Annotated in this window: 19 protein-coding genes; 14 read left to right on the top strand and 5 right to left on the bottom strand. The window is 61.6% G+C overall.

Annotated features, from left to right (window positions below; translation table 11 throughout):
- Positions 1 to 83: 83 nt before the first annotated feature.
- Positions 84 to 1,121, bottom strand: a complete 1,038-nt coding sequence (gene mreB, locus ACUXVH_RS08845; protein WP_002555108.1) for a rod shape-determining protein MreB — start codon at positions 1,119 to 1,121, stop codon at positions 84 to 86.
- Positions 1,122 to 1,332: 211 nt separating this feature from the next.
- Here mreB and gatC point away from each other — a divergent pair, with 211 nt between their 5' ends.
- From gatC to ACUXVH_RS08875, 6 genes are all read left to right on the top strand, one after another.
- Positions 1,333 to 1,620, top strand: coding sequence for an Asp-tRNA(Asn)/Glu-tRNA(Gln) amidotransferase subunit GatC (gene gatC, locus ACUXVH_RS08850; protein WP_011059250.1), 288 nt, complete (start codon positions 1,333 to 1,335; stop codon positions 1,618 to 1,620).
- A gap of 16 nt (positions 1,621 to 1,636) precedes the next feature.
- Positions 1,637 to 3,088 (top strand): Asp-tRNA(Asn)/Glu-tRNA(Gln) amidotransferase subunit GatA, encoded by a 1,452-nt coding sequence (gene gatA / locus ACUXVH_RS08855; protein WP_053149031.1) that lies wholly within the window; start codon positions 1,637 to 1,639, stop codon positions 3,086 to 3,088.
- A gap of 10 nt (positions 3,089 to 3,098) precedes the next feature.
- Complete coding sequence (gatB, locus tag ACUXVH_RS08860) at positions 3,099 to 4,544, top strand: Asp-tRNA(Asn)/Glu-tRNA(Gln) amidotransferase subunit GatB (protein ID WP_445494563.1); 1,446 nt, start codon at positions 3,099 to 3,101, stop codon at positions 4,542 to 4,544.
- Positions 4,545 to 4,731: 187 nt separating this feature from the next.
- Entirely contained in the window at positions 4,732 to 5,106 is a 375-nt protein-coding gene (locus tag ACUXVH_RS08865; RefSeq protein WP_019095661.1) for a septal ring lytic transglycosylase RlpA family protein, read from the top strand.
- Between the two features lie 50 nt (positions 5,107 to 5,156).
- Complete coding sequence (locus ACUXVH_RS08870) at positions 5,157 to 6,221, top strand: calcium/sodium antiporter (protein ID WP_026020272.1); 1,065 nt, start codon at positions 5,157 to 5,159, stop codon at positions 6,219 to 6,221.
- A complete protein-coding gene (locus ACUXVH_RS08875) occupies positions 6,218 to 6,598 on the top strand; it encodes a carboxymuconolactone decarboxylase family protein (RefSeq protein ID WP_011059245.1) in 381 nt (126 codons plus the stop codon). Before ACUXVH_RS08870 ends, ACUXVH_RS08875 begins: the two co-directional genes overlap by 4 nt.
- A gap of 54 nt (positions 6,599 to 6,652) precedes the next feature.
- Here the strand turns inward: ACUXVH_RS08875 and ACUXVH_RS08880 are convergent, their stop codons facing one another.
- The gene (locus tag ACUXVH_RS08880; RefSeq protein WP_011059244.1) at positions 6,653 to 7,594 is read right to left on the bottom strand and encodes an AEC family transporter; all 942 of its coding nucleotides are present in this window, start codon (positions 7,592 to 7,594) and stop codon (positions 6,653 to 6,655) included.
- A gap of 259 nt (positions 7,595 to 7,853) precedes the next feature.
- On the opposite strand from ACUXVH_RS08880, the gene ACUXVH_RS08885 reads away from it, so the two are divergent.
- Positions 7,854 to 9,494: a hypothetical protein gene (locus ACUXVH_RS08885; protein WP_015634152.1), complete on the top strand. Its 1,641-nt coding sequence runs from the start codon at positions 7,854 to 7,856 to the stop codon at positions 9,492 to 9,494.
- A 13-nt stretch (positions 9,495 to 9,507) separates the two neighbouring features.
- Positions 9,508 to 9,699: a hypothetical protein gene (locus tag ACUXVH_RS08890; RefSeq protein WP_011059242.1), complete on the top strand. Its 192-nt coding sequence runs from the start codon at positions 9,508 to 9,510 to the stop codon at positions 9,697 to 9,699.
- A 96-nt stretch (positions 9,700 to 9,795) separates the two neighbouring features.
- Here ACUXVH_RS08890 and ACUXVH_RS08895 read toward each other — a convergent pair whose 3' ends face one another.
- The 3 genes from ACUXVH_RS08895 to ACUXVH_RS08905 form a co-directional block, all read right to left on the bottom strand.
- Positions 9,796 to 11,523, bottom strand: coding sequence for an ABC transporter ATP-binding protein/permease (locus ACUXVH_RS08895; protein WP_041115965.1), 1,728 nt, complete (start codon positions 11,521 to 11,523; stop codon positions 9,796 to 9,798).
- Between the two features lie 98 nt (positions 11,524 to 11,621).
- Complete coding sequence (locus ACUXVH_RS08900; protein ID WP_011059240.1) at positions 11,622 to 12,182, bottom strand: response regulator transcription factor; 561 nt, start codon at positions 12,180 to 12,182, stop codon at positions 11,622 to 11,624.
- Positions 12,175 to 13,437, bottom strand: coding sequence for an ATP-binding protein (locus tag ACUXVH_RS08905; protein ID WP_015634149.1), 1,263 nt, complete (start codon positions 13,435 to 13,437; stop codon positions 12,175 to 12,177). The genes ACUXVH_RS08900 and ACUXVH_RS08905 overlap by 8 nt, the downstream gene beginning before the upstream one ends.
- Positions 13,438 to 13,666: 229 nt before the next feature.
- Between ACUXVH_RS08905 and ACUXVH_RS08910 the strand changes: the two genes are divergently transcribed.
- The 6 genes from ACUXVH_RS08910 to ACUXVH_RS08935 all read left to right on the top strand — a co-directional run bounded on the left by ACUXVH_RS08910 (position 13,667) and on the right by ACUXVH_RS08935 (position 21,038).
- On the top strand, positions 13,667 to 14,383 hold the full coding sequence (locus ACUXVH_RS08910; protein WP_011059238.1) for an SIMPL domain-containing protein: 717 nt from the start codon (positions 13,667 to 13,669) through the stop codon (positions 14,381 to 14,383).
- A gap of 195 nt (positions 14,384 to 14,578) precedes the next feature.
- The gene (locus ACUXVH_RS08915) at positions 14,579 to 15,142 is read left to right on the top strand and encodes a helix-turn-helix domain-containing protein (RefSeq protein WP_015634148.1); all 564 of its coding nucleotides are present in this window, start codon (positions 14,579 to 14,581) and stop codon (positions 15,140 to 15,142) included.
- Between the two features lie 265 nt (positions 15,143 to 15,407).
- Positions 15,408 to 15,815: a hypothetical protein gene (locus ACUXVH_RS08920; RefSeq protein WP_041751953.1), complete on the top strand. Its 408-nt coding sequence runs from the start codon at positions 15,408 to 15,410 to the stop codon at positions 15,813 to 15,815.
- Positions 15,816 to 15,928: 113 nt separating this feature from the next.
- A complete protein-coding gene (locus ACUXVH_RS08925) occupies positions 15,929 to 17,554 on the top strand; it encodes an ABC transporter substrate-binding protein (protein ID WP_011059237.1) in 1,626 nt (541 codons plus the stop codon).
- A 309-nt stretch (positions 17,555 to 17,863) separates the two neighbouring features.
- Entirely contained in the window at positions 17,864 to 19,465 is a 1,602-nt protein-coding gene (locus ACUXVH_RS08930; protein ID WP_011059236.1) for an ABC transporter substrate-binding protein, read from the top strand.
- 166 nt (positions 19,466 to 19,631) lie between these two features.
- Positions 19,632 to 21,038, top strand: a complete 1,407-nt coding sequence (locus ACUXVH_RS08935; protein WP_053149027.1) for an OprD family porin — start codon at positions 19,632 to 19,634, stop codon at positions 21,036 to 21,038.
- The last annotated feature ends 27 nt before the right edge of the window (positions 21,039 to 21,065 follow it).

Here is a 21,065-nt window from a genome sequence, read left to right on the forward strand (position 1 = left end):
GCAGATTGACAGAAGATAAACGCCACAGGCAGCACTGCAAAGTGCTGCCTGTGAGCGCAACAGCATAGATGCAACCGGCGAAGTTATTCGCTGGAGAGCAGGTCCATGGTGTGTTTGTCCATCATTTCCAATGCACGGCCACCGCCGCGAGCGACACAGGTCAGCGGGTCTTCGGCAACGATCACCGGCAGGCCGGTTTCCTGGGCCAGCAGCTTGTCCAGATCACGCAGCAGCGCGCCACCACCGGTCAGCACCAGGCCGCGCTCGGCGATGTCCGAAGCCAGTTCCGGAGGCGATTGCTCCAGGGCGCTTTTCACCGCCTGAACGATGGTTGCCAGAGACTCTTGCAGAGCCTCCAGCACTTCATTGGAGTTCAAGGTGAAGGCACGTGGCACGCCTTCGGCCAGGTTACGGCCGCGGACGTCGACTTCACGCACTTCGCCGCCCGGGTAGGCGGTGCCGATTTCCTGCTTGATGCGCTCGGCGGTGGACTCACCGATCAGGCTGCCGTAGTTGCGACGCACGTAGGTGATGATCGCTTCGTCGAAACGGTCGCCGCCAACCCGTACGGATTCGGCGTAGACCACACCGTTCAGGGAGATCAGGGCGATTTCAGTGGTACCACCACCGATGTCCACGACCATCGAACCGCGGGCCTCTTCAACCGGCAGGCCGGCACCGATCGCAGCGGCCATCGGCTCTTCGATCAGGAACACTTCACGGGCACCGGCGCCAAGGGCCGATTCACGGATGGCGCGACGCTCAACCTGGGTGGACTTGCATGGAACGCAGATCAGCACACGTGGGCTGGGCTGCAGAAAGCTGTTTTCGTGAACCTTGTTGATGAAGTACTGCAGCATCTTTTCGCAAACGCTGAAGTCGGCGATCACGCCGTCTTTCATCGGACGAATGGCTGCGATGTTGCCCGGGGTACGACCGAGCATGCGCTTGGCCTCAGTACCAACCGCGACAACACTTTTCTGATTACCGTGGGTCCGAATGGCCACAACCGATGGTTCATTCAGGACAATACCGCGCTCGCGCACGTAAATAAGGGTGTTGGCAGTGCCCAGGTCAATGGAAAGATCGCTGGAAAACATGCCACGCAGTTTCTTGAACATGGGAAAGGGACCCTAGGCAACGCGTGGGTAAAAAAGTGCGGCAAACTCTAACAACGACAGGGATTTTGGGCAAGGCGCCAATATGTTAAATTGGCCGCTTTTCTGTGCACCAACCCCCACAATCGCGGCCATAAGACCGTAGAAATGCGGTAGTGTTCCGACAATCTAACACGCGGACGAAATCCGTTTTTGTTTTCCACTGGAGAATCCCATGGCGCTTGAACGCTCCGACGTGGAAAAAATCGCTCATTTGGCCAGCATCAAGCTCAATGAAGGCGATCTTCCACACATCACCTCCGCCCTGAACAGCATTCTCGGGCTGGTGGATGAAATGCAGGCAGTCGATACCGACGGTATCGAGCCCCTGGCCCACCCCCTGGAAGCCAGCCAGCGCCTGCGCGCAGACGTTGTGACCGAGTCCAATCATCGCGAGGCCTATCAGTCCATCGCACCAGCGGTCGAAAGCGGCCTGTACCTGGTTCCGAAAGTCATCGACTAAAGGGAAAGAGCCTGCAATGCATCACATGACTCTGGCCGAGATCGCCCGCGGCCTCGCCGACAAGAAATTCTCTTCTGTAGAACTGACCCAGACCCTGCTGGCGCGCATCGCCCAGCTGGATCCGCAGATCAACAGCTTCATCAGCCTCACCCAGGACCTGGCACTGTCCCAGGCCAAGGCCGCCGACGAGCGTCGCGCCAATGGTGAGAGCGGTGCCCTGCTGGGCGCGCCGATCGCCCACAAGGATCTGTTCTGCACCCAGGGCATCCGCACCAGCTGCGGCTCGAAGATGCTCGACAACTTCAAGGCGCCCTACGACGCCACCGTGGTCGCCAAGCTGGCCGCTGCCGGGGCCGTGACCCTGGGCAAGACCAACATGGACGAATTCGCCATGGGCTCGGCCAACGAGTCGAGCTGGTACGGCGCGGTGAAAAACCCGTGGAACCTGGAACACGTGCCCGGTGGTTCGTCCGGTGGTTCCGCCGCCGCGGTCGCTGCGCGCCTGCTGCCAGCCGCCACGGCCACCGACACCGGCGGCTCGATCCGCCAGCCCGCCGCCTTCACCAACCTCACCGGCCTGAAGCCGACCTACGGTCGCGTTTCCCGCTGGGGCATGATCGCCTACGCTTCCAGCCTCGATCAGGGCGGCCCGCTGGCGCGCACCGCCGAAGACTGCGCGATCCTGCTGCAAGGCATGGCCGGCTTCGACCCGAACGACTCCACCAGCATCGATGAACCGGTGCCGGACTACAGCGCCGGCCTCAACGGCTCGCTGCAGGGCCTGCGCATCGGCGTGCCGAAGGAATACTTCAGCGCCGGCCTGGACCCGCGCATCGCCGAGCTGATCCACAACAGCATCAAGGAGCTGGAAAAGCTCGGTGCGGTGATCAAGGAAATCAGCCTGCCGAACATGCAGCACGCCATCCCCGCGTACTACGTGATCGCCCCGGCGGAAGCCTCTTCCAACCTGTCGCGGTTCGACGGCGTGCGCTTCGGCTACCGTTGCGAGAACCCGGAAAACCTGGAAGACCTGTACAAGCGCTCCCGCGGCGAAGGCTTCGGCAGCGAAGTGCAGCGCCGGATCATGGTCGGTGCCTACGCACTGTCCGCCGGCTACTACGATGCCTACTACCTCAAGGCGCAGAAAATCCGTCGCCTGGTGAAGAACGACTTCATGAGCGCGTTCAACGAAGTCGACATCATCCTCGGCCCGACCACGCCCAACCCGGCCTGGAAGCTCGGCGCCAAGAGCAGCGACCCGGTCGCTGCATACCTGGAAGACGTCTACACCATCACCGCCAACCTCGCGGGCCTGCCGGGCCTGTCGATGCCGGCCGGCTTCGTCGACGGCTTGCCGGTCGGCGTGCAACTGCTCGCTCCGTATTTCCAGGAAGGCCGCTTGCTCAACGTTGCGCACCAGTATCAGTTGAACACTGACTGGCACACCCGCACCCCAACCGGCTTCTGAGGAGACACACATGCAATGGGAAGTCGTGATCGGGCTGGAGATTCATACCCAGCTCACCACTCAATCGAAGATTTTCTCCGGTAGCTCCACCGCCTTCGGTGCCGAGCCCAACACCCAGGCCAGCCTGATCGACCTGGGCATGCCCGGCGTGCTGCCAGTGCTGAACCAGGAAGCGGTGCGCATGGCGGTGATGTTCGGCCTCGCGGTTGACGCCGAGATCGGCCAGCACAACGTGTTTGCCCGCAAGAACTACTTCTACCCGGACCTGCCCAAGGGCTACCAGATCAGCCAGATGGAGTTGCCGATCGTCGGCAAGGGCCACCTGGACATCCCTCTGGAAGACGGCACCATGAAACGCGTCGGCATCACCCGCGCGCACCTGGAAGAAGACGCCGGCAAGAGCCTGCACGAAGAATTCAACGGCGCCACCGGCATCGACCTGAACCGTGCCGGCACGCCGCTGCTGGAAATCGTTTCCGAGCCTGACATGCGCAGCGCCAAGGAAGCCGTGGCCTACGTCAAGTCGATCCACGCCCTGGTGCGCTACCTGGGCATCTGCGACGGCAACATGGCCGAGGGCTCCCTGCGTTGCGACTGCAACGTCTCGATCCGCCCCAAGGGCCAGGTCGAGTTCGGCACCCGCTGCGAGATCAAGAACGTCAACTCGTTCCGCTTCATCGAGAAGGCCATCAACTCCGAGATCCGGCGCCAGATCGAGCTGATCGAGGACGGCGGCAAGGTGATCCAGCAGACCCGCCTGTACGACCCGAACAAGGACGAGACCCGTCCGATGCGCAGCAAGGAAGAAGCCAACGACTACCGTTACTTCCCCGATCCGGACCTGCTGCCCGTGGTCATCGAGGATTCCTTCCTCGACCAGGTACGCGCCACCCTGCCTGAGCTGCCACCACAGAAACGCGAGCGCTTCCAGGAGCAGTTCGGCCTGTCGGTCTACGACGCCAGCGTACTGGCCACCAGCCGTGAGCAGGCGGACTACTTCGAGAAGGTCGCCAGCATCGCCGGTGACGCCAAGCTCGCCGCCAACTGGGTCATGGTCGAGCTGGGCAGCCTGCTGAACAAGCAGGGCCTGGAAATCGACGAAGCCCCGGTCTCGGCCGAACAACTGGGCGGCATGCTGTTGCGGATCAAGGACAACACCATCTCCGGCAAGATCGCCAAGACCGTGTTCGAAGCCATGGCCAATGGCGAGGGCAATGCCGACGAGATCATCGACAAGCGTGGCCTCAAGCAAGTCACCGACAGCGGCGCGATCTCTGCGGTGCTCGATGAGATGCTCGCAGCCAACGCCGAACAGGTCGAACAGTACCGTGCCGCCGATGAAGGCAAGCGCGGCAAGATGTTCGGCTTCTTCGTCGGCCAGGCGATGAAAGCATCCAAAGGCAAGGCCAACCCGCAACAGGTCAACGAGCTGCTGAAGAGCAAGCTCGAGGGCTGATCGCGGTTTAACCGCAAGCGGCCCCGGCCGCTTGCGCGTGACGAGGGAGCGTGCTCCCGCTCGGTCCGACAGCGACTGCAAACCGGCCGGCGCCGCTCCAGCAAGGAACATCGCCGTCGGCTTGCGGTCTGCCAGACAGACCAGCGGGAGTACGCTCCCTCGCCACATCAACCATCGGAGCTCCCGAATGAAGCGTCTGGTTGCCACTAGCGCCCTGCTCGCTCTGCTCACCGGCTGCGCCACCAGCCACGTCATCGACCCCCGAGGTTATGACACAACCGGCACCGCCTCCTATTACGGCGCTCGGCACCACGGCAATCGCACTGCCAGTGGCGAGCCCTTCGACCAGAACGGCCTGACCGCCGCCCACCGCGAACTGCCATTCGGCACCCGGGTACAGGTCACCAACCTGGGCAACGACAAGAGCGTCGTGGTACGTATCAACGACCGAGGCCCGCACACCCGAGGCCGCCTGATCGACCTGTCCCGCGCCGCCGCCCAACAACTGGACATGCTGCGCAGCGGAACTGCCAAAGTCCGCGTCCAAGCCCTCAGCGACTGACCCCGGGAGCCCACGCCATTACCGCTTTTGCCGAACTGCCCCTGCTCAGCCTGATCCAGCTCATCAGCGGCCTGGTGATGCTGATCGCTGGCGCCGAACTGCTGGTGCGCGCGGCCATCCGCCTGGCTGCACGCCTGCACATGCGCCCACTGATCATCGGCCTGAGCATCGTCGCCTTCAGCAGCAGCGCGCCACAAATGGCCATCAGCCTGCAGGCGACCCTGGCCGACAACACCGACATTGCCGTGGGCAGCGTGATCGGCAGCAGCATTTTCAACATCCTGGTGACCCTCGGCCTGTCCGCGCTGATCATCCCGCTGCGGGTCTCGCGGCAACTGGTGCGCCTGGACATCCCGCTGATGATCGGCGCCAGCCTGCTGGTGTTCGTGCTGGCCTACAACGAACAACTCAGCCCCAGCGACGGCCTGATCCTGCTGGCAGCCCTGGTGCTGTACCTGGGCCTGCTGTTGCGCCAGTCCCGCCATTCGCACCGCCCCCACTCACCCGCACCGGCCGGCCAGCGCAGTTGGGCACCGCGCATCAGCAGCCTGCTGATGGTCCTGCTCGGCCTCGGCCTGCTGGTCTTCGCCGGGCACTTGCTGCTGGGCGCCGCCGTCTCCGTGGCCGACGACCTGGGGCTGTCCGAGCGGGTCATGGGCCTGACCGTGATCGCCGTCAGCACCTCCCTGCCCCAGCTCGCCACTTCGCTGCTGGCGGCCCTGCGCGGCCAGCGCGAGATTGCCGTGGGCAACATCATCGGCAGCAACCTGTTCAACCTGCTGGGAGTGCTGGGCTTCACCGCCCTGGTGGCACCGACACCTCTTTCGGTCTCGCCCAATGCCCTGGACTTCGACCTGCCGGTCATGCTCGGCGTGGCCGTGCTGTGCCTGCCGGTGTTCTATTCCGGATACCGCGTGACCCGGGCCGAAGGCCTGCTGTTCCTGGGCTTGTACCTGGCTTACGGGCTGCATGTGGTGTCCTTCACCACCGGCATGCCTCTGGCCGGCAAGCTGGAACACCTGATGCTGTTTTTCGTCCTGCCAGCGCTGGTGGCGTTCCTGCTGTTCAGTTCGCTGCGAGCCTGGCGCCGCCAACACAAGAAGGAAGCACCATGAGCGAGAACAAGAAAAGCGGGTTGCAGATGCGTCGCCAGGTCATGGGCGATGCGTTCGTCGATCGCGCCCTGGGCAATGCCACCGAATTCACCCAGCCCTTGCAGGACTTCGTCAACGAGCATGCCTGGGGCGGTGTGTGGAACCGTGAGGGCCTGCCGCTCAAGACCCGCAGCCTGATCACCCTGGCGACCCTGACCGCACTCAAGTGCCCACAGGAACTCAAGGGCCACGTGCGCGGCGCACTGAACAACGGCTGCAGTGTCGAAGAGATTCGTGAAGCGCTGCTGCATTGCGCGGTGTATGCCGGAGTGCCGGCGGCCATCGATGCGTTTCGCGCGGCCCAGGAAGTGATAGACACCTATCAGCAACCGCAGTGAACCTGCTGCCGGCTCCTACGCAATAGCCGTGCAGGAGCCGGCTCGCGGCAAAACCTAGATCCACCCACCCCACTGCAACAGGAAAATCCCGATATTGGTGGTCACCGCCGCCATCACCGTGGTGATGACGATGATCGCCGCCGCCAGTTCGTGGTTGCCATTGGCCGCCCGGGCCATGACAAAACTGGCCGCCGCGGTGGGGCTGCCAAAGTACAGGAACAGGATCCCCAACTCCGCCCCGCGAAACCCGCACAGCCAGGCCCCCAGGGTCGCCAGGGCCGGCAGGCTGACCATCTTCAGCAAACTGGAGCTCATCGCCAGCTCGCCGCTGTTGCGCAAGGCTGCCAGGGACAAGGTGCCGCCAATGCAGATCAGCGCCAGGGGCAGAGTCATCTGCGCCAGGTAGCGCCCCGAAGTTTCCAGCCAGTTGGGAATGCCGATCTGCCAGTAGGCGAACGGTGCGGCCACCAGCACACTGACAATCAGCGGGTTGCTGACAACGCTCTTGAAGATGCTCCAGGGATCGGACTTGATCACCGGGCTGTAGACCGCCAGGACGATGGTCGAGAGGGTGTTGTAGAACAGGATCACCAGGGCTGCGAGCACTGCGCCCAGGGAAATTCCGTAATCGCCGTACATGCTGGCTGCCAGGGCCAGGCCGATGATTGCGTTATTGCCGCGAAACGCGCCCTGGGTATAGATCCCGCGGTCGGCCTTGGGGCAACGCCAGATCGCCCAGCCCCAGGCCAAGCCAAAGCACGCCAGGGTGGCCAAGGAGAAATAGATCAGCACCCCGGGTTTCAACGATGAATGCAGGTCGGCATGGACAATGCCGAGAAACAGCAGCGCCGGCATGGTGACGTTGAACACCAGGGCCGAGGCCGTATGAATGAAGTTGTCGTCGATCCATTCCACCCGCTTGAGCAACAGGCCGAGCAGCAACATGGCAAAGACCGGCGCCGTGATCGTCAGGGTTTCGAGAAAAATAGCCAGCATGGGCGGGTGGACCTTGAGCCTGTCGTTAGGGCGCTAATGATAATTCAATCCGCACGCTGGCGTCTGGAGCCTCGCTTCCATGGGATCTGCCTGCCCCACGCAGTACCCAGCCTGCGGCTCCATTGCGAGGCGAAAGAAAAAATGCTGCAGCGGTGCATTCGCTTCTTGACGGGAAAACGTTTTCCTCTATGCTCGATTTAACTGTATATGCATACAGTTAAATAAGGAAATATCCCCATGACATATCAAGGAGCTAGAAATGTCAGGACTCTCTGCACAGAAGCAGCAACAGCCACAACACGCGGGCAAGATCGTCGCCGACCTGGACCGCCTGTTCAGTGAACAAGGCATCGCCATTTCCGGCGATGGCGACACCCTGGTACTGGTCGCCGATGGCCACCACACCATCAAGTACCACCGCCCGGAAGACCTGCCTCGTTCTGCACAAAAAACCACCAAGGGCCAGCCACAGCTGCGTTTCGAGGGCGGCGAACACACAGCCATCGGCGACAGCACCCTGCTGCGCTTCGTCAAGGATGCACCGGCCATCCCGGCGTGGCAGGTCGAACTGCACCTACCTAACGGCCTGGCGCTGACCTACGGCCAGGTGGTGGCCCTGGGGGGCGACTTCTATGGCATTCCCGAGCAGCCGATCTGCGAAGGTGCAACCCCCAGTGATCGAGTGCAGCGCTTTATCGCGGCGTTCAACTCCCTTGCGGTACTGCCGGCCGCGAAAGACGAAGCCCGGCAGATCCTTGCGGTGATGCAAAAGGAAATCGTCGCCGCCAACCAGGCGATCCGCGACGGCAAGCAGCCCCATGAAGCCTATGACGCCCTGGGCGACACCCTGTCCGAGGAGTGGAACAAGATAACCGGGGGCGGCAGCGTGGTATCCGCCCTGTTCCCCCTGGGGCGCTACCTGAAGCTGGCGGCCAACAACGCCGATCACTTCGGCGAGTGGGCCCTGGCTGCCTACACCGCAGGGCATACCGCAGCGCTGCAGCAAGCGGTACTGGCGGGCAAGAGCGCGGACGACAAGCAACTGGAACTGGCTTACGCAATGAACGCCTTCGCCGACCATTTCCTCACCGATCTGTTTTCCTCCGGCCACGTACGGGTGCCGCGCAAACAGGTGGCGGCGGTCGTCACCCCCAGCGACCTGGGTTCGCTGATTACCCGCTTCATGCATGACGAGGACAGCAAGTTCGGCCTGAATGTCAGCAACGCCCAGGGCGATCGCTGGCACGCCTATGGCGACAAGCGCTACTTCGACAGCGTCGACCATCGCAATCGCCAGCAAGTGAAGATGGCTGTGCAGAGTTCGGCAGACGAAATCTTCGCCAGCTACCTCAGCGGCAACCTCCCCGCACCCGCCAGCTACGCAGCCCTGAAAACCCTGCCGGACCTGAATGCCGCGAAAACCGGCAACTTCTCGCCACTGTTCGTGATGAGTGGCGACAAGGTCCTGCGCCGCAGCGACGTCAACAACCTCAATGACAGCAAGACCATCGACAACTGGTGGGGCTGGAGCACCTACCTGCTGCTGCAGAACTACAGCCCGAACAAGCCGACCGGCTACCTGGAAACCCCCAGCGCGGTTCCGGTGATCCTCGCCGATGGCTGGCAGAGCCACAGCCCCAGCGAACCCAACTGGCTGCCAGGCCACGCGGTGCGCTACGCCCTCAGCGAAACCAACGGGTTGAACGAGTCCTACATCGGCCCCTGGTCGGCCTATGTGGAACTGAGCGACAGCTTCCAGCCAACCCTGAGCATTCCGGCCGGTACCAGCAACAGCAGCGCCACCGGGCGCAATGTGTTCCGCCAGTTCCGTGGTGGTTCACCGGAGCTGGTCGGCTCCATCGACAAGAACGCCAGCCACTTCATCGACAGCAACGCCTGATAAGGAGATCACCATGGCTATCAACCTGAAACTGCAACTGGCCTCCGGCCAGTCTCTCAAGGATGCACCACTGGAGCTGCTGCTCAACGGCGCCCCGATCGCCCGAGCCAGCGTGGATGAACATGGCAACGTGGCCTTCAACGCGAAGCCGGGCAGCGGCCAGTTGGCCGTACGTGTGGACCGTTCGATCCTGCACCAGGCCTGATCGCGGTCTGTAGGAACGGCTCGCTCGCGAAACGGCCCAGCGCCCTTGCACCAGCGCTGCATGGCGCTGGGCTTGAGGCTAGCGCTCGGCCCTCCGTCAGGCCGTAAGAGTCTGCTCTTGCAGATGCCCCTGCTCGATACGAACGAGCCGTGGATGGAAGCGCTTGAGGCTGCTGCGATGGCCGACGCTGACAATGCTCAGGCCCGGCAACTGATCGATCAGCGCCTGATACAAGGTGGCTTCGTCCTCTTCGTCCATGGCCGAGGTGGCCTCATCCATGTACAGCCACTGCGGTGCATAGAGCAAGGCCCGGGCAAAGGCCAGGCGCTGCTGCTCGCCCGGCGACAACATGCGCTGCCAGTGATTGCTCTCGTCCAGGCGCGCCACCAGATGGGGCAAGCGGCAGGTTTCCAGGACCTGTGCATAACGCTCCTGGGGGTAGCTGTCGCCAGACTGTGGATAACTCAAGGCTTCGCGCAGGCTGCCAATGGGCAGATAGGGCTTTTGCGGCAGGAACAGGTAACGCCGGTTCGGCAGCAGGATGCTCCCGTGCCCGGCCGGCCACAGCCGGCCCATGGCCCGCAGCAAGGTACTCTTGCCGCTGCCGGAACGGCCGCTGAGCATGAGCCGCTCACCTGGATTCACGGTCATTTCGGCGCCGGCCAGCAGATGCCGGCCATCGGCCAGGTCCAGGCCCAGGTCACGTACGCACAATTGTTCGCCCTGATGCTGCACGTCGATAGCCGGGGTCCGTTCTTCGTTATCACTCATGGCCTGGCGGAAACTCAGCAGACGATCACAGGTGGCGCGCCAGGCCGCCAGGTCCGAATACGCACTGATGAACCAGCTGAAGTTCTCCTGAACGTTCCCGAATGCCGAGTTGATCTGCATCAGCTCACCCAGCTCGATCTTGCCGGAAAAGTACCGCGGGGCAGCCACGATAAAGGGGAAAATGATCGCAATCTGGCCATACCCGGCGGTGAAGAAGGTCAGGCGCTTGGAGACCTTCATGATGTCCCAGAAGTTGTGCCAGACCTTGCCGAAACGGCTGCTCAGACGCTGGTTCTCGTTCTTCTCGCCGTCATACAGGGCAATGCTCTCGGCATTCTCCCGTACCCGCACCATGGAAAAACGCAGGTCGGCTTCGAAGCGCTGTTGCTGGTTGTTGAGGCCAATCAGGCGGCGCCCGATCAAGTGGGTCAGCCAGCTGCCGACAGCGGCATAGACCAGCGCGCACCAGAACATGTAGCCGGGAATGGTGTAGCCGAACACCTCGATACTGCCGGACACCCCCCACAGGATGATCGAGAAGGACACCAGGCTGACAATGTTGCGGATCAGCCCCAGGCCCAGGGACAGCGTATTGCTGGTAAAGCTGTTGAGGTCTTCGGAAATCCGCTGGTCCGGGTTGTCGGTGTAGCCGCCCTGCTCCAGCTGGTAGTAGTTCTTGTGGCCCAGCCAGCGGGCAAAGTGCTTCTCGGTGAGCCAGGCCCGCCAGCGGATGGTCAGCATCTGGGTCAGGTACAGGCGGTACACCGCCCCCAGGATCGCCACCGCGGCAATCCCGCAGAAATACAGGATCAAGTGCCAGAACGCCGCTTCGTCCTTTTTCTGCAAGGCGTTGTAGAAGTCCTTGTACCAGCTGTTGATCCATACCGAGATGGCCACGCTGAACAGCGACAGTCCGATCACCGCAACCAGCAACAGCCAGGCCTTGCCCTTTTCCTCACTGCGCCAGTACGGCGTGATCATGGCCCAGACCCGGCGAAAGAATTGCCCGCGCACGGCATCGTTGACCGCGGAGTATTCAGCGTTCTGATTCATCGTTGAGGCTCGATAGGAAGAAGGGCAAGCGTTGAGCCGATCATAGTAGATCGGCTCGCTTTTTCACGACGCCCAGCGGACATTCGTTCAGTCGCGGTTCAGCGACGCACGGGACGCTTCTGCAATTTGCGCTGCAAGGTACGGCGGTGCATGCCCAGGGCCCGGGCAGTGGCGGAGATGTTGCCTTCGTGTTCGGTCAACACGCGCTGAATGTGTTCCCACTGCAAGCGGTCCACCGACATCGGGTTTTCCGGCACCAGGGTGTCGAGATCGGCGTGTTCGGAGAGCAGCGCGGCCAGTACATCGTCGGCATCCGCCGGCTTGCACAGGTAGTTGCAGGCGCCACGCTTGATCGCTTCCACCGCGGTGGCGATGCTCGAATAGCCGGTGAGAATCAGTACCCGCATCTCCGGGTCCAGCTCCAGCAGCTTGGGCAACAGCACCAGCCCGGAGTCGCCATCCATCTTCAAGTCCAGCGCGGCGTAGTCCGGCAGGTCCTGCTGGGCAATGACCAGGCCCTCCTCGGCGGAACCGGCGGTGCTCACGCGAAAACCGCGGCGGCTCATGGCACGGGCCATCACGCGGGTAAAGGTGGCGTCATCATCCACCAGCAACAGGTGCGGCAGTTCCTCGCCTTCGACTTGGATCTCTTCACTCATGGTCGTCTCCTCGGGCGGCACGGGGCAGGCGCAGCTCGGTGAGCGTTCCGCCTTCCTCATGACTGTAGAGTTTCACTGAGCCTCCAGCGCGGGTCACGCTGGCCTTGCTCAAAAACAGGCCCAGGCCGAAGCCTTTGCCCTTGGTGGTAAAAAACGGTTTGCCGATCTGTTCGGCGATGGCCAAGGGTACTCCGGCACCGTGGTCACGAATACTGATGGTGAGGTTTTCCGCGTCCCAGTCCAGGCGTACTTCCAGGCCTTCGGGGCAGGCATCGGCGGCATTGTTCAGCAGATTGAGCAGGGCCTGGGTCAGGTCCGGCGGCGGCGCCAGGCGCGGCACCGGCCCCTCGCCCAACAGATGGAAACGGTAGCTGGCTTCCGGGCGCATCAGGTGCCAACGGTTCAAGGCTTCGTCCAGCCACTGGGTGACTTCCTGCATGTCCACCGCCAGGCGGCGATTGGCCTCGGCCGCGCGCACCAGTTGCTGCAGGGTTTCCTTGCACAGCTTGACCTGGTCCTGGAGCACGCCGAGGTCATCCTGCAGCAGCGGGTCGGAATGGTCCTGGCGCATTTCCTTGAGCAGCACGCTCATGGTCGCCAGGGGCGTGCCCAATTCGTGGGCGGCGCCGGCGGCCTGGGTCGCCACTGCCAGCAATTGCTGGTCGCGCAGCCCCTCTTCGCGCCGGATCGCCCGCAGTTCTTCCTGGCGGCGCAGCTCTTCTGCCATGCGTGCAGCGAAGAAGGTGATCACCGCCGCAGCCAGGGCAAAGCTCAGCCACATGCCGTAGACCTGGAGGTTCTCCCGGGCGATGGGGAAGGTCTGCAACGGGTAGAAACGCGCCAGCAACAGGGTATAGAGCGTCAGGGCGATACCCGACAGGACCACCGAGTAGCGCCACGGCAAGGTCACCGCGGCGATGGTCAGGGGCACCAGGTAATAGGAGACGAAGGGGTTGGTGGAACCACCGGAGAAGTACAGCAGGACACTGTGGATAAACAGGTCACAGGCCAGTTGCAGGGCGTACTCCAGCTCCGTCACCGGCCACGAGGTGCGCAGGCGGATCGCGGTGAAAGCGCACAACACCATGGAAAACATCAGGGTCACGCCCAGTTGCAACCAGGGCAGCGGCAGCAGGTCCAGCCAGTAGGCGAGCCCCACCGAACCGGCCTGAGCGGCCAGCACCAGGGTACGGATAAAGGTCAGGCGCCAGAGGTTCTGACGGGTTGCGGACAGCAATTTTACGGGGGCGAGCATGAGCTCTCCTGATGAGCGCTCCAGGGCAATCGCCGGGAGTATAACCAAGCAGCCCCCGGCACAGGCAAAACTGCGGCAAAGCGCCACACTGGCTTGAGCGGCCGCGGACGATCCATGGCGATCATGTGTATCAAAGTTGTAATTGGCCGCAACGAGGAATAAAAACCACAGTCTGAAGGTTTCACCCAGGCTCTGACCTTATCCTGCGGACCGCACTCAAGGAGTTTTCATGCAGCATTTCAGTCGCAGCGTCGCCCTTCTCGCACTCAGCGCCGGCACCCTCACCAGCCTGCCCGCCCTGGCCGCCGATGAACTGCACTACAACCAGATTTCCCTGCGCGCCGAAGTCAGCCAGGAAGTGGCTCGGGATCTGATGATCGTGACCCTCTACAGCGAATCGCAGAACACCGACCCGGCCAAGCTCGCCGCAGAAATCACCACCACCATGAACAAGGCCCTGGACCAGGCGCGCCAGGTCAAGGACGTGACCCTGCGCCAGGGCAGCCGCAACAGCTACCCGATCTACGACGGCAAGGGCCAGAAGATCACAGGCTGGCGTGAGCGCGCCGAACTGCGCCTGGAAAGCTCCGACTTCGCCGCGCTGTCCAAGCTCACCGGTGAACTGCTGGGCGACCTGAAGATGGGTGGCATGGACTTCGCCATCGCCGACCCGACCCGCAAGGCCAGCGAAGACGCGTTGCTCAAGGATGCGGTCAAGGCCTTCAAGGCCCGTGCGCAACTGGCCACCGAGGCTCTGGGCGGCAAGGGCTACAAGATCGTCAACCTGAACCTCAACAGCAATGGCTATCCACAGCCTTACATGCGCGCGCCGATGATGATGAAGGCCGCCAGCATGGATTCGGCCCCAGTGACACCAGAAGTCGAGGCCGGCACCAGCCAGGTCAGCATGACCGCCGACGGCGCCATCGAAGTGCTGATGCCCTGACCTTTTCCCTGCGTCTTCCAACGGCGATAACCTGCGGCATCAAGGTTATCGCCGTTTTTCGTTACCGGCTATTTCAACCCGGACCCGGGGGAACCCGGCTTTGTGGTGTTAGAGTTATGCCCCGCGGTACGCAGCAGCTCAGATGTTGCTGACGTCCGCCGGGTATACTGCTTCTTTCCTATAAGAGTCTCTTCAATGACCGCAGATCGCATCGGCGAACGCCTGCGTCGCTATCGCCGCGCCGCCAAGAAAACCCTGCGCCAGATCGCCAGCGAATCCGGTCTGACCGCCAGCTTCCTCTCCCAGGCAGAGCGTAATCTCACGGGTGTATCGATCTCTTCCCTGGTCAATATCGCCAAGTCTCTGAACGTTCCGCTGAACGCCCTGTTCGACCAGCCGATCCAGGCGCAACCCGACTCCCACGACGGCAAGCGGGTGCGCTACACCATCGAAGGCCAGCCACTGGCCTACGAGCGCCTGTCCAGCTCCTTTCCCGGAAACCTGATCAACGCGGTCAAGATGAACATACCGGTAGGCTACCAGTCCGAGCTGATTTCCCATGACGGCTCGGAGTTCTCCTACGTGCTTTCAGGACAGATCGTCTACACCATCGAGGGCAGTCAATATCCCCTGAGTGCCGGTGACTCGGTGCACTTCGACGCCACCAAGACTCATTGCCTGGCCAACGTCGGCAATGGCCCGGCAGAAGTCCTGACCGTCACCACCATGGGCCTGTTCGACGACCATTCCGCGGCCTGAGCCCAGCGCACGGCCGTCAGTCGAACCCCTGGGACAAACCTGTGCACAAGGAGAAATGTTAGTCACGCTTAATTTTCGTTGACCACGATTTCAGCATGACTTAATTTCGGCATCGGCGAATCGACTATCAACAACACAACAAAGCGATCGCCGTCGCCGCACAGGGTCCATGGGGCTGCATCCACTCCCCATAAGAAGGCGAGTTTCCATGGCCCACAAGGCCAATCCTCAGATATGCCCTAGAAAAAGAAAAAATGAGGTTTGCATGGATAAGACCTTTCCGCTCCAGGTTTGGCAGACAACTGGTCTGATCCGCGGCACTACGCCGTCACAAACCCGCAGCGACCTCCACAGTGACAACCTCACTGCGAGCCCCGAATTCAGCACCTGCGACGATGTGCCGAGCACGCGCCATCGCCAGCAAAATTGCGGGCATCCGTTCTCCACGGCCTCCCTCACCCAGCCGCCCACCTCCATCCGGTCAGACAAGGCCGGGCGCCTGGGCCAAGCATCACCCGGCACACCAGCCAGCACCGCACCAAGAGTGGGCGCGATGGGCTTCGATTGCCCCGTGAAAAGGCAGCGCATGCACCACAAAACACCGGCGCAAACGATCAAATGCGTCAAGATTTATACAAATGCGTCATTCCTGTACGTTCGTTCCACTCTTTGAGACTTGTGGCAGCCCTGCATCTTGCATTGGGTATGAGGGCTGCATAAGTATCGGCGGGTCGACTCACAAGGTCGCCCTCTACACCAAAAATGACAACAAATCATGAGGCCACCATGTTCAAGAAAGCAGTCCTTCCGTTATTAGTCAGCGCCGGCTTGCTCGCCAGCGCACCCTTCGCCCAAGCGGCGACTAACCTGGTGTTCTGCTCTGAAGGGAGCCCGGCCGGTTTCGACCCTGGCCAGTACACCACCGGAACCGACTTCGACGCCTCAGCCGAAACCCTCTACAACCGCCTCAGCCAGTTCGAACGTGGCGGCACCGCGGTCATTCCGGGCCTGGCCACCAGTTGGGACATCTCGGACGACGGTCTGACCTACACCTTCCACCTGCGCGAAGGCGTCAAGTTCCACACCACGCCGTACTTCACCCCGACCCGTACTTTCAACGCCGACGACGTGCTGTTCACCTTCAACCGCATGATCGACAAGGACATGCCGTTCCGTAAGGCCTACCCCACCGAATTCCCGTATTTCACCGACATGGGGATGGACACCAACATCACCAAGGTCGAGAAAGTCGACGACAAGACCGTCAAGTTCACCCTCAAGACCGTGGACGCAGCCTTCATCCAGAACCTGGCCATGAGCTTCGCCTCGATCCAGTCCGCCGAATACGCCGACAAGCTGCTCAAGGAAGGCAAGGCCAGCGACATCAACCAGAAGCCGATCGGCACTGGCCCCTTCGTGTTCAAGAGCTACCAGAAAGACTCGAACATCCGCTACACCGGCAACAAGGACTACTGGAAGCCTGAAGACGTGAAGATCGACAACCTGATCTTCGCCATCACCACCGACCCCTCGGTACGTATCCAGAAGCTGAAGAAGAACGAATGCCAGGTCACCCTCTTCCCGCGTCCGGCCGACCTCAAGGCCCTCAAGGAAGACAAGACCCTGAAGATGCCTGAGCAGGCAGGCTTCAACCTCGGCTACATCGCCTACAACGTGATGCCGGTCCTCAAGGGCCGTACCGATGCCAACCCGCTGGCCGACCTCAAGGTGCGCCAGGCGCTGGACATGGCGGTGAACAAGCCGCAGATCATCGATTCGGTGTACCAGGGCGCCGGCCAGCTGGCGGTCAACGCCATGCCTCCAACCCAGTGGTCCTATGACACCACCATCAAGGACGCCAAGTACGACCCCGAGAAAGCCAAGGAGCTGCTCAAGGAAGCCGGCATCAAGGAAGGCACCCAGATCACCCTGTGGGCCATGCCGGTACAGCGTCCCTACAACCCCAACGCCAAGCTGATGGCCGAAATGCTGCAGTCGGACTGGGCGAAGATCGGCCTGAAAGTGAACATCGTCAGCTACGAGTGGGGCGAGTACATCAAGCGCTCCAAGGGCGGCGAGAACCAGGCGATGATCATCGGCTGGAGCGGCGACAATGGTGACCCCGACAACTGGCTCGGCACCCTGTTCGGTTGCGATGCAATGAACGGCAATAACTTCTCGAAATGGTGCGACAAGCCTTACGACGCCCTGATCAAGCAAGCCAAGGCTACCTCTGATGTAGCCAAGCGCACCGAGCTGTACAAGCAGGCGCAACACATCCTCAAAGATGCAGTACCGATGACACCTATCGCTCACTCGACGGTGTTCCAACCCATGCGCGCCAACGTGCAGGATTTCAAAATCAGCCCCTTTGGCTTGAACTCCTTCTACGGCGTCAGCATCGGCAAATAAGGTTCTGCAACGGCGACGTCCATGACGTCGCCGTTGCTTTACCAGCCCGGCCCGCTGGAGCTCGGTCTCTACTGCGCAACGACCCGCCACTGGCGCACTGTCTTGCGAATTCAGAGCCGATTCCTACAGGCATTTCAGGTTCGACGCAGTTACCGCCCGGCCCTCGACCCTCAAGGTCGGTGCAAGGCGAAGCTGCGTCTGCCAACGGGCACCTGCCGCACGTATTGGTTTGGCATCAATGGCCTGTACAGGCTCCAGGAAGGAGTCATGGCCCATTGCTCATCACAACAAAAATGGAGAAGTACGGTCATGCGTCATTCCTGGATTTTCCCGGCCCTGCTGGGCAGTGGCCTGTTGGCCGCCAGTTCGTTCGGCACCGCCGCCGAACGCAGCCTGGTGTTCTGTTCCGAAGGAAGCCCGGCGGGCTTTGACACCGCCCAATACACCACTGCCACCGACAACGATGCCGCCGAGCCTCTGTACAACCGCCTGGTGGAGTTCGAAAGAGGCGCCACCAACGTGCTGCCAGCGCTGGCCAAGAGCTGGGACATTTCCGAGGACGGTCTCACCTACAGCTTTCACCTGCGCGAAGGGGTGAAGTTCCATAGCACGCCCTATTTCAAGCCGAGCCGAGACCTCAACGCCGACGACGTACTGTTCACCTTCAACCGCATGCTCGACGCCGAACATCCGTTCCGCAAGGCTTACCCGACGGAGTTTCCCTACTTCAACGGCATGAGCCTGAACAAGAACATCGCCCGGGTCGAAAAGACCGACCCGCTGACCGTAGTCATGACCCTCAATACCGTGGACGCGGCCTTCATCCAGAACCTGGCCATGAGCTTCGCCGCGATCCTTTCCGCCGAATACGCCGAGCAACTGCTCCAGGCCGGCACCCCGAGCCAGATCAACCAGAAACCCATCGGCACCGGGCCCTTCGTGTTCCAGCGTTATCAGAAAGACTCGCAGATCCGCTACAGCGCCAACCCGCACTACTGGGACCCAAGCCGGGTCAAGCTCGACCGGCTGATCTTCGCCATCAACACCGACGCCTCGGTACGGGTACAAAAGCTGCGGGCCGGCGAATGCCAGGTGACCCTGCACCCGCGCCCCGCCGATATCGACACGCTGAAAAACGACCCGAAACTGCAAGTCATCGAAAAGCCCGGGTTCAATCTGGGCTACATCGCCTACAACGTGCAGCACAAACCCTTCGACCAGCTCGAAGTGCGCCAGGCGCTGGACATGGCGGTGAACAAGCCAAGCATCCTCAACGCCGTGTACCAGGGTGCCGGGCAGCTGGCAGTCAACGCCATGCCACCGACCCAGTGGTCCTACGACGAAACCATCAAGGACGCCGCCTACAACCCGGAAAAAGCCCGGGAGCTGCTCAAGGCCGCCGGGGTCAAGGAAGGCACGCAAATCACCCTCTGGGCTATGCCGGTGCAACGCCCCTACAACCCCAACGCCAAGCTGATGGCCGAGATGCTGCAGTCCGACTGGGCGAAGATCGGCCTCAAGGTGAAGATCGTCAGCTACGAGTGGGGCGAGTACATCAAGCGCACCAAGAACGGCGAACACGACATCAGCCTGATCGGCTGGACCGGCGACAACGGTGACCCGGACAACTGGCTGGGCACGCTGTACAGCTGCGACGCCATTGGCGGCAACAACTACTCCATGTGGTGCAACCCGCAGTACGACAAGCTGATCAAGCAGGCCAAGGTCGTCACCGACCGTGAACAGCGCAGCCTGCTGTACAAACAGGCCCAGCAACTGCTCAAGCAACAGGTCCCTATCACACCCGTGGCCCACTCGACGATCAACCAGCCGCTGAGCGCGAAAGTCGAAGGTTTCAAGGTCAGTCCTTTCGGCCGCAACGCCTTTTCGGGTGTCAGCCTAGCCCCATAACCGATGAGCCAAAACCCTGGGGGCGATTTTCGCCCTCACGCAGACGCTTTGCCTGAATTCGGCGATCAAGCCACATGCAAACGTTTGCGATGCCTTGAATGAGTTCCAAAAACCAGCCGGCCCAAAAAAACCGGCATTTAAAAAAGAAAACAAAGGAGCTTCACCCATGAAACTGAGCAGCAGCGCATTGTTAGCCTTGGCTATCAGTAGCATCACCGCCTCGGCCTATGCGGAGAACGTCAGCCAGGACTTCGTCCCGACTGAACTGAACGCCACCAGTGCCCAGGCTGAGACCAAGGGTTTTATCGAAGGGCAGAGCCTGTCGGGTACCACGCGCAACTGGTACGCCAACGAGCTGAAACGTCGTAACGACCGTTTTTCGTACAACCACAATGGTGTAGATACCTCGACCCCGCGCCGTATCAACTGGGTCCAGGGCACCATCCTCAACTACACCTCGGGTTTCACTGAAGGCACCGTTGGCGTCAGCACGGAAGTCGCCGCCTACAACGCTATTGCTCTGGATCGTGACCGCAAGGACATCGCCGGCAAGAACAACCGCACCCTGACCCACTCCGACGGCGACGCCGTGGGCCAGTGGAGCAAGCTGGGCCTGGCCAACGTCAAGTTCCGCGTGTCCAACACCACCCTGACCGCCGGCCGGCAGAACTTCAGCACGCCGATCGTCGACGTCATCGGCAACCGTCCGCTGCCTTCGAGCTTTGAAGGGGTGAGCATCCACAGCGAAGAGTTCAACAACCTGTCGTTCGACGCCGGCAGCTTCGACCGGGTATCGCCACGGACCGAACAGAGCCTGTCCAAGTTCAGCTCCGAGTACAACAGCAACGGTGCCGAGACCGATCGCGTAAGCCTGGTCGGCGCCAACTACCAGCCGCTGAAAAGCCTGAAGACCAGCCTCTACGCCTCCAAGGTGGAAGACTTCTGGAACCAGTACTACTTCGGCGCCACCCACGAGCTGGGCGACAGCTCGGTGCTGAGCCTGACCACCGGCCTGAACTATTACAAGACCGTCGATACCGGCAAGAAGAAGATGGGCGAGATCGACAACGACACCTACTCGCTGTCGCTCGGCCTGACCCACCAGGCCCACAGCCTGACCTTCTCGTACCAGGAAATTAACGGTAACGAGTACTTCGACTACCTGCACGAAACCAACGGCATCTACCTGGCCAACTCCCTGCTCTCGGACTTCAACGGCCCGAACGAGAAATCCTTCCAGATCGCCTACGGCCTGAACATGGCCGAGTACGGCGTGCCCGGCCTCAAGTTCAACATCTACCAGGCCCGTGGCTGGGGCATCGACGGTACCCACTACAACGGCACCGCCTACAGCGGCGTCAAGGCAGACGGTACGGTCTATGGCGTACGCACCATGGACGGCGAGCACCACTACGAATACGGCATCGGTGCTTCCTACGCCGTACAGAGCGGCCCGCTGAAAGCCACCGCGATCCGTGCCACCTACACCACGCACCGCGCCAGCGAGAACCAGGCCGACGGCAACATCAATGAATTCCGACTGGTTACCACCATCCCATTCAATATTCTCTAACCCACCAGTTGAAGGGCGGATTCATGA

This window comes from Pseudomonas sp. 8(2025) (assembly GCF_052665325.1).

What these genes read in the sequence shown, in the direction of transcription:
- mreB (WP_002555108.1), bottom strand. Translation starts at nt 1,121, where the DNA reads ATGTTCAAGAAACTGCGTGGCATGTTTTCCAGCGATCTTTCCATTGAC.
- gatC (WP_011059250.1), top strand. Translation starts at nt 1,333, where the DNA reads ATGGCGCTTGAACGCTCCGACGTGGAAAAAATCGCTCATTTGGCCAGC.
- gatA (WP_053149031.1), top strand. Translation starts at nt 1,637, where the DNA reads ATGCATCACATGACTCTGGCCGAGATCGCCCGCGGCCTCGCCGACAAG.
- gatB (WP_445494563.1), top strand. Translation starts at nt 3,099, where the DNA reads ATGCAATGGGAAGTCGTGATCGGGCTGGAGATTCATACCCAGCTCACC.
- ACUXVH_RS08865 (WP_019095661.1), top strand. Translation starts at nt 4,732, where the DNA reads ATGAAGCGTCTGGTTGCCACTAGCGCCCTGCTCGCTCTGCTCACCGGC.
- ACUXVH_RS08875 (WP_011059245.1), top strand. Translation starts at nt 6,218, where the DNA reads ATGAGCGAGAACAAGAAAAGCGGGTTGCAGATGCGTCGCCAGGTCATG.
- ACUXVH_RS08880 (WP_011059244.1), bottom strand. Translation starts at nt 7,594, where the DNA reads ATGCTGGCTATTTTTCTCGAAACCCTGACGATCACGGCGCCGGTCTTT.
- ACUXVH_RS08885 (WP_015634152.1), top strand. Translation starts at nt 7,854, where the DNA reads ATGTCAGGACTCTCTGCACAGAAGCAGCAACAGCCACAACACGCGGGC.
- ACUXVH_RS08890 (WP_011059242.1), top strand. Translation starts at nt 9,508, where the DNA reads ATGGCTATCAACCTGAAACTGCAACTGGCCTCCGGCCAGTCTCTCAAG.
- ACUXVH_RS08895 (WP_041115965.1), bottom strand. Translation starts at nt 11,523, where the DNA reads ATGAATCAGAACGCTGAATACTCCGCGGTCAACGATGCCGTGCGCGGG.
- ACUXVH_RS08900 (WP_011059240.1), bottom strand. Translation starts at nt 12,182, where the DNA reads ATGAGTGAAGAGATCCAAGTCGAAGGCGAGGAACTGCCGCACCTGTTG.
- ACUXVH_RS08905 (WP_015634149.1), bottom strand. Translation starts at nt 13,437, where the DNA reads ATGCTCGCCCCCGTAAAATTGCTGTCCGCAACCCGTCAGAACCTCTGG.
- ACUXVH_RS08910 (WP_011059238.1), top strand. Translation starts at nt 13,667, where the DNA reads ATGCAGCATTTCAGTCGCAGCGTCGCCCTTCTCGCACTCAGCGCCGGC.
- ACUXVH_RS08915 (WP_015634148.1), top strand. Translation starts at nt 14,579, where the DNA reads ATGACCGCAGATCGCATCGGCGAACGCCTGCGTCGCTATCGCCGCGCC.
- ACUXVH_RS08920 (WP_041751953.1), top strand. Translation starts at nt 15,408, where the DNA reads ATGGATAAGACCTTTCCGCTCCAGGTTTGGCAGACAACTGGTCTGATC.
- ACUXVH_RS08925 (WP_011059237.1), top strand. Translation starts at nt 15,929, where the DNA reads ATGTTCAAGAAAGCAGTCCTTCCGTTATTAGTCAGCGCCGGCTTGCTC.
- ACUXVH_RS08930 (WP_011059236.1), top strand. Translation starts at nt 17,864, where the DNA reads ATGCGTCATTCCTGGATTTTCCCGGCCCTGCTGGGCAGTGGCCTGTTG.
- ACUXVH_RS08935 (WP_053149027.1), top strand. Translation starts at nt 19,632, where the DNA reads ATGAAACTGAGCAGCAGCGCATTGTTAGCCTTGGCTATCAGTAGCATC.